We start from the raw sequence: 7,600 nt of genomic DNA, 5'->3' as shown, positions 1-7,600 counted from the left end.
TTAGAAAAAAAATACTATCGTTTGATATCTTAACTAAAACAGTTCATAAAGATAAATCTGGTTCTAAGAAAGGAGCATTTTTATATAAGTTTAATAAGGAAAAGTTTAATAATTTTATTTCTAAAGGATCTAATTTTGAACTTTAGCAAAGAAGTAGCAATTCACTTTTTAACAAAAATTAATTATTTGTAATTTTTATACAAATCAGCTTTTATTTTATAAACTTATTTCTATATTTGTCTTTCAATAAAAAAAATGAAAAATACACAATCTCATTTACATCATTTACATACTTGCAATCAAGCGAGCTGAAGATGTATTGAGTAAATTATAAATATATTTTAAACCCGTTTGATAAATTCAAGCGGGTTTTTTATTGAGCTCATTTTAATTTATCAAACACAACAAATCTAATAATGAATAAAATTAAAATCGCAATTCAAAAATCGGGGAGATTAAACGAAGACTCTCTAAAATTATTAAAAGACTGTGGAATTTCTATAGACAATGGAAAGGACCAATTAAAAGCATCGGCAAGCAATTTTCCAATGGAAGTTTTGTACTTAAGAAATGGTGATATTCCTCAATATTTAAGAGATGGAGTAGTTGATATTGCAATAATTGGAGAAAATGTTTTAATTGAAAAAGGTGAAGATATTAATATTGCAGAACGTTTAGGATTTTCTAAATGTAGAGTGTCTATTGCCGTTCCAAAAGATGTTGCATACACAAATATTCAAGATTTGGATGGAATGCGCATCGCAACTTCATACCCAAATACAGTCCGAAACTATTTTAAGAAATTTAATATAAATCCAGACATTCACCTAATTAATGGTTCGGTTGAAATAGCTCCAAATATTGGTTTGGCAGATGCAATTTGCGACATTGTTTCGAGTGGAAGTACTTTATTTAAAAACAATTTAAAAGAAGTTGAAAAAATGTTGACAAGTGAAGCTGTTTTAGCAGTTTCACCAACTATTTCTTTAGAAAATCAACAAATTTTAGATAAGTTACAATTTAGAATTCAGGCTGCTTTAAAAGGTAGAAAATCTAAGTATATTTTAATGAACGCACCAAATAATAAAGTAGAAAGTATTATTAAATTATTGCCTGGTATGCGAAGCCCAACAGTATTACCTTTGGCTGAAGAAGGATGGAGTTCTATACACACAGTAGTAGAAAAAGATTCTTTTTGGGAAGTTGTAGATGTATTAAAAGAAAACGGAGCAGAAGGATTGTTAGTTGTTCCAATTGAAAAAATGGTACTATAATTAATGTTGAATCGTTTAACTTTTCAACTTTCAAACTTAAATAAATGAATACAATTATAAATCCTCCAAAAGCCAATTGGTTAAAAATTTTACAAAGACCAACACAAACTGTTGAAGCAATTGAGGAAACTGTAAACGATATTTTCGATGATGTAAAACAAAATGGGAATGACGGAATTAAGCGTTACACATCTATTTTTGATGGTGTAGAATTAGACGATTTATTTGTTTCTGATGAAGAAATAATTGAAGCATCAACCTTAGTTTCTAACGATCTAAAAGAAGCAATTCAACTTTCAAAGGAAAATATTTTTAAATTTCATAACGCTCAAAAAACCGAAAATGTTTTCATTGAAACAACAGAAGGTGTTGAATGTTGGCAAGAAAAAAGACCTATTCAAAAAGTTGGATTGTACATTCCAGGAGGTACTGCACCGCTATTTTCATCGGTTTTAATGTTGGCAATTCCTGCACAAATTGCAGGTTGTAGAGAAATTGTTTTAGCAACTCCGCCAAATAAAAAAGGAAAAATTAATCCAGCTATAATTTACGCAGCACAGCAATGTGGAGTTACAAAAATTATAAAAGTAGGAGGCATACAAGCAATTGCCGGATTAACTTTTGGTACAGAAACGATTCCAAAGGTTTATAAAATATTTGGACCAGGGAATCAGTTTGTAACTGTCGCAAAACAATTGGCAACAAAATTTGGTGTTGCAATAGATATGCCAGCGGGTCCGAGTGAATTGTTAGTGGTTGCCGATGACACTGCAAATCCAGCTTTTGTAGCTTCAGATTTATTAAGCCAGGCAGAGCACGGAACAGACAGTCAGGTTATTTTGGTTGCAACATCTATGCAAATTTTAAATAAAGTAGCTTCAGAAGTTGATAAACAACTAAATAATTTATCTAGAAAAAAAATAGCAACAAAAGCAATAGAAAATTCAAAGTTAATTTTTGTTGAAACTAAAGAAATTGCTTTAGATTTAATTAATAAATATGGGCCAGAGCACTTTATTGTATGTACTAATAATAACGATTTTTATATCTCTGGAATTGAAAACGCAGGTTCTGTTTTTATTGGAAATTATACACCAGAAAGTGCAGGTGATTATGCATCTGGAACCAACCATACGCTGCCAACAAACGGCTATACAAAAGCGTATTCTGGAGTAGATTTAGATTCGTTTTTAAAAGCTATTTCATTTCAAAAAATATCTGAAAAGGGAATTCAAAATATTGGAAAAGCCATTGAAGTTTTAGCAGAAGCTGAAGGGTTAGATGCGCATAAAAATGCTGTTACTTTAAGGTTAAAAAGTTTAAAAAAATAAAGCATGAAATCCATTCAAAATTTAGTTCGCGAAAATATTAAATCTTTAAAGCCATATTCTTCTGCAAGAGACGAATTTAAAGAGTTAACAGTTGGTGGTATGGTTTTTTTAGATGCCAACGAAAATCCATTTGACAATGGTGTAAATCGGTATCCAGATCCGCAACAAATTGCTGTAAAAGAAGGCTTATCTAAATTAAAAGGAGTTCAAGTACCTCAAATTTTATTAGGTAATGGAAGCGACGAAGTATTGGATTTAATTTTTAGAGCGTTTTGCGAACCAAAACAAGACAATATTATTACATTGCCACCAACATACGGAATGTACAAAGTGTTGGCAAACATTAATAATATTGAAGAACGTGAAGTGTTATTAACAAAAGATTTTCAGCCTACGGTTGAGCATATTTTAAAAATTGCAGATGGACAATCAAAAATATTGTTTTTGTGTTCACCAAATAATCCTACGGGAAATTCTTTCTCAACCAATACTATTGAAGAACTTTTAACTAAATTTAATGGATTGATAGTTATAGATGAAGCTTATATAGATTTTTCTTCTGAAAAAAGTTGGCTGGATAGATTGGATGAATTTCCAAATTTAATTGTAACACAAACCTTATCAAAAGCCTATGGAATGGCAGGAATTCGATTAGGAATCTGTTATGCTTCTTCAGAAATTATTTCAATTTTAAATAAAATTAAGCCACCTTATAATATCAACGAATTAACGCAGAAAAAAGCACTAAAGAAATTGTTGAATAAAAATAAAGTACAACACGAAATTGAAAAAATACTTGAACAACGCAAAAAGTTGATTGAAAAATTAACATCAATTTCATTTATAGAAAAAATATATCCAACAGATGCTAATTTTGTGTTAGTTAAAGTAGATAATGCTGTAAAAAGATATCATCAGTTAATAGAAAAAGGAATTGTTATTAGAAATAGAACAACACAACCTTTATGTGAAAACACTTTACGGTTGACTGTTGGAACAAAAAGTGAGAATAAGAAATTAATTGAAGCATTAAAAGAGATTTAAAATGAAGAAAAAAGTTTTGTTTATAGACCGTGACGGAACAATGATTAAAGAACCTGCTGATGAACAAATTGACTCGTTTGATAAATTAATTTTCTATCCGAAAGTATTTACTTATTTAGGTAAAATAGCTAAAGATTTGGATTTTGAATTGGCTATGATTACCAATCAAGATGGTTTAGGAACGGATATTTATCCAGAAGAAACCTTTTGGCCAGTTCATAATTTTATAATGAAATCATTTGAAAATGAGGGTGTTGTGTTTAGCGATGTTTTTATTGATCAAACTTTTCCACACGAAAATACTGACACTCGCAAACCAAAGACTGGGTTGCTGACAAAATATTTTTCAGAAGAGTATGATTTAGAAAATTCTTTTGTAATTGGAGATCGTTTAACCGATATAGAACTCGCTAAAAATTTAGGAGCCAAAGGAATTTTTATCAACGATAATACTAACTTAGGAACGGATGAAATTTCAGTAAAAAGAACTGAATTAGATGCTTTTATAGGCTTAGAAAGTAACGATTGGGAGCGAATTTTCGAGTATTTAAAGCTTGAAAACAGAACTGCTGAATTAACCAGAAATACCAACGAAACTAAAATTTACATCAAACTAAATTTAGATGGAACTGGGAAAAGTGAAATTTCAACAGGAATTGCTTTTTTTGATCATATGTTAGATCAAATTGCACGTCATGGAAATATGGATGTAACAATTCAAGTAAAAGGCGATTTAGAAGTTGATGAACACCACACCATTGAAGATACAATGATTGCTTTGGGTGAGGTTTTTGCTAAAGCCTTGGGAAATAAATTAGGTATAGAACGTTATGGTTTTTATTTACCAATGGACGATTGTTTAGCGCAGGTTGCAATCGATTTTGGAGGAAGAAATTGGTTGGTTTGGGATGCAGAATTCAAACGCGAAATGATTGGTAAAATGCCAACTGAAATGTTTTATCATTTATTTAAATCCTTTACCGATGGTGCACGTTGTAATTTGAATATAAAAGCAGAAGGCGAGAATGAGCATCATAAAATTGAAGGAATTTTTAAAGCATTTGCAAAAGCAATAAGAGCTGCTGTAAAACGAGATTCAGAAAAAATGATTTTACCAAGTACTAAAGGAATGCTTTAAGGTTGTTAGTTTTTGGTTGCTGGTTTTTGCCAACAACAAACAACTAATAACAAACAACTAAATTTAATAAATGAAAATAGTAATTATAAATTACGGAGCAGGAAACATTCAATCTATAAAATTTGCTATTAAACGATTAGGTTTTGATGCAGTTTTATCAGATAATGAAGCTGAGATTAGAAATGCTGATAAAGTTATTTTCCCAGGAGTTGGGGAGGCGAGTAGTGCTATGGGAAAATTACAAGCTACGGGTTTAGACAAAGTAATTCCAACCTTGAAACAACCTGTTTTAGGAATTTGTTTAGGAATGCAATTAATGTGTAACCATTGTGAAGAAGGAAATACGCAAGGCTTAAATATTTTTGATGTAGATGTTGTTAAGTTTGATGATAGAGAAAAAGTACCTCAAATAGGTTGGAATCAGATTGAGAATTTAAAATCAGATTTATTTAAAGGTATTTCAGAAAAAGAATACATGTATTTGGTGCATAGTTTTTATGTGCCTTTAAATAATGAAGCCATTGCGACCACCAATTACGGAATTAAATATGCTTCGGCATTGCAAGAAAAAAACTTTTATGGAGTGCAATTTCATCCGGAGAAAAGCAGCAAAGCAGGTGCTCAAATATTACAAAATTTTTTAGAATTATAATTTTTTTCGTCACACTGAACTTGTTTCAGGGTAACATAATAATTTAGTTAGATGAGATTCTGAAACAAGTTCAGAATGACGATTATCAATAGAAAACAAAAAAAATGAGAATCATCCCAGCAATAGATATCATCAACGGTAAATGTGTACGTTTATCAAAAGGCGATTATGCAACTGAAAAGGTGTATAATGAAAATCCACTTGAAGTAGCAAAAATGTTTGAAGACCACGGAATAAAACATTTACATTTAGTAGATTTGGATGGTGCAAAAGCGAGTCATATTGTAAATTATAAAGTATTGGAAAACATAGCTTCCAATACAAATTTAGTCATCGATTTTGGTGGTGGGTTAAAATCTGATGAGGATTTAAAAATTGCATTTGAATCTGGAGCAAATCAGATTACTGGAGGAAGTATTGCTGTTAAAAACCCTGAAATTTTCAAAAGTTGGCTTCAAAAATATGGAGTAGATAAAATTATTTTAGGAGCTGATGCAAATAACGAAAAAGTTGCGATTGGTGGTTGGTTAGAAGAATCTGATAAAGAATTGATTCCTTTTATTCAAAGTTATGTAAAAGAAGGCGTAAGTTATGTTATTTGTACAGATATTTCAAAAGATGGAATGTTACAAGGACCTTCATTTGATTTGTATCAAAAAATATTGAATGAAACAAGTATTGTCACTTCGAGTGGAGTCAAGAAGATTAAATTAATTGCTTCTGGAGGAATTTCAACTTTTGATGAATTGCCACGTTTAGCAGAAATGGGCTGTGAAGGAACTATTATTGGTAAAGCCATATACGAACATAAAATTAGTATGAAACAATTAGAGAAGTTTATACTAGATAATAATTAAGTCATTACGAGGAGAGGTAACGAGAAAGTAATCTGTTTTTAAGATACAGATTGCTTCATTTCATTCGCGACGACGAAATACAAAGAAGCAATGCTCACAAAAAGAATAATACCCTGTTTAGACATTAAAGAAGGAAGAACTGTAAAAGGAGTAAATTTTGTAGACCTAAGAGATGCAGGAGATCCTGTAGAATTAGCCGAAATTTATGCTAATGAAGGTGCAGACGAACTTGTTTTTTTAGATATTACAGCAACTGAACAAAAAAGAAAAACATTAGTTGAATTGGTAATGCATGTTGCAGAAAAGGTAAATATTCCGTTTACTGTTGGTGGAGGAATCTCTTCTATTGAAGACGTTGAAATTTTATTGAATTCTGGAGCTGATAAAGTTTCAATAAATTCTTCAGCAGTAAAGAACCCACAGTTAATAAATGATTTAGCTGCAAAATTTGGAAGTCAATGCGTAGTTGTTGCCATAGATGCCAAACAATTAAATGGGGAATGGATGGTGCATTTGGTAGGAGGGAAAATACCTACTGATATTAAATTATTTGAATGGGCAAAAGAAGTGGAACAACGTGGTGCAGGTGAAATTTTATTTACCTCTATGGATCATGATGGTACAAAAAATGGTTTTGCCAATGAAGCATTAGCATATTTAAGCGATTTGGTGAATATTCCAATAATTGCATCAGGTGGAGCAGGTACAATACAACATTTTATTGATACTTTTGCAAAAGGAAAAGCAGATGCTGCTTTAGCAGCTAGTGTTTTTCATTTTAAAGAAATAGCAATAGTAGATTTAAAAAACGAATTAAAAAATAATAATATAGCCGTTCGTTTATAATGTTATTCTTCTGAAATATGAATGAATTAAAATTATTAAAATAGTCGATTTTTTTTATGCCAAAACTCAACATATATAAAGATGCTTTAACACATCCAATATTTGAATATATTTCAAAAGCTTCAGAAAATTTACAATTAGAAACATATGTAATAGGAGGTTTTGTACGTGATTATTTTTTAAAAAGAGGCACACCAAAAGACATTGATATTGTTGCAGTAGGCAGCGGAATTGAATTGGCTCAGGAAGTAGCACGATTATTGCCAAATTCCCCAAAAGTTCAAGTATTTAAAACCTACGGAACAGCAATGTTGCGTTATAACGATATTGAAGTGGAATTTGTTGGCGCAAGAAAAGAGTCTTATAATGAAGCTAGCCGAAATCCTGTTGTTGAAGATGGAACTTTAGAAGACGATCAAAATAGAAGAGATTTTACAATAAATGCATTAGCTTTAAGT

Annotated in this window: 7 protein-coding genes and 1 pseudogene; all 8 read left to right on the top strand. The window is 30.8% G+C overall.

Going from position 1 to position 7,600, the window contains the following annotated elements:
- Window positions 1-416 precede the first annotated feature (416 nt).
- The gene (hisG, locus tag AB1Z17_RS12275) at window positions 417-1,274 is read left to right on the top strand and encodes an ATP phosphoribosyltransferase (RefSeq protein WP_368052082.1); all 858 of its coding nucleotides are present in this window, start codon (window positions 417-419) and stop codon (window positions 1,272-1,274) included.
- A gap of 44 nt (window positions 1,275-1,318) precedes the next feature.
- Window positions 1,319-2,605: a histidinol dehydrogenase gene (gene hisD, locus AB1Z17_RS12270; protein ID WP_368052081.1), complete on the top strand. Its 1,287-nt coding sequence runs from the start codon at window positions 1,319-1,321 to the stop codon at window positions 2,603-2,605.
- Window positions 2,606-2,608: 3 nt separating this feature from the next.
- Complete coding sequence (hisC, locus tag AB1Z17_RS12265; protein WP_368052080.1) at window positions 2,609-3,649, top strand: histidinol-phosphate transaminase; 1,041 nt, start codon at window positions 2,609-2,611, stop codon at window positions 3,647-3,649.
- A gap of 1 nt (window position 3,650) precedes the next feature.
- Window positions 3,651-4,787 (top strand): bifunctional histidinol-phosphatase/imidazoleglycerol-phosphate dehydratase HisB, encoded by a 1,137-nt coding sequence (hisB, locus tag AB1Z17_RS12260; protein WP_368052079.1) that lies wholly within the window; start codon window positions 3,651-3,653, stop codon window positions 4,785-4,787.
- A gap of 70 nt (window positions 4,788-4,857) precedes the next feature.
- Window positions 4,858-5,439: an imidazole glycerol phosphate synthase subunit HisH gene (hisH, locus tag AB1Z17_RS12255; protein WP_368052078.1), complete on the top strand. Its 582-nt coding sequence runs from the start codon at window positions 4,858-4,860 to the stop codon at window positions 5,437-5,439.
- 104 nt (window positions 5,440-5,543) lie between these two features.
- Window positions 5,544-6,296: a 1-(5-phosphoribosyl)-5-[(5-phosphoribosylamino)methylideneamino]imidazole-4-carboxamide isomerase gene (gene hisA / locus AB1Z17_RS12250; RefSeq protein WP_368052077.1), complete on the top strand. Its 753-nt coding sequence runs from the start codon at window positions 5,544-5,546 to the stop codon at window positions 6,294-6,296.
- 90 nt (window positions 6,297-6,386) lie between these two features.
- A complete protein-coding gene (hisF, locus tag AB1Z17_RS12245) occupies window positions 6,387-7,142 on the top strand; it encodes an imidazole glycerol phosphate synthase subunit HisF (RefSeq protein ID WP_368052076.1) in 756 nt (251 codons plus the stop codon).
- A 56-nt stretch (window positions 7,143-7,198) separates the two neighbouring features.
- Window positions 7,199-7,600: pseudogene (locus AB1Z17_RS12240) on the top strand (tRNA nucleotidyltransferase); the annotation flags it as partial.

Source organism: Lutibacter sp. (genome assembly GCF_040883305.1).
GTDB lineage: Bacteria > Bacteroidota > Bacteroidia > Flavobacteriales > Flavobacteriaceae > Lutibacter.
The sequence above is the reverse complement of the archived record's forward strand: the minus strand, read 5'-3'. Positions and strand labels throughout refer to the sequence as shown.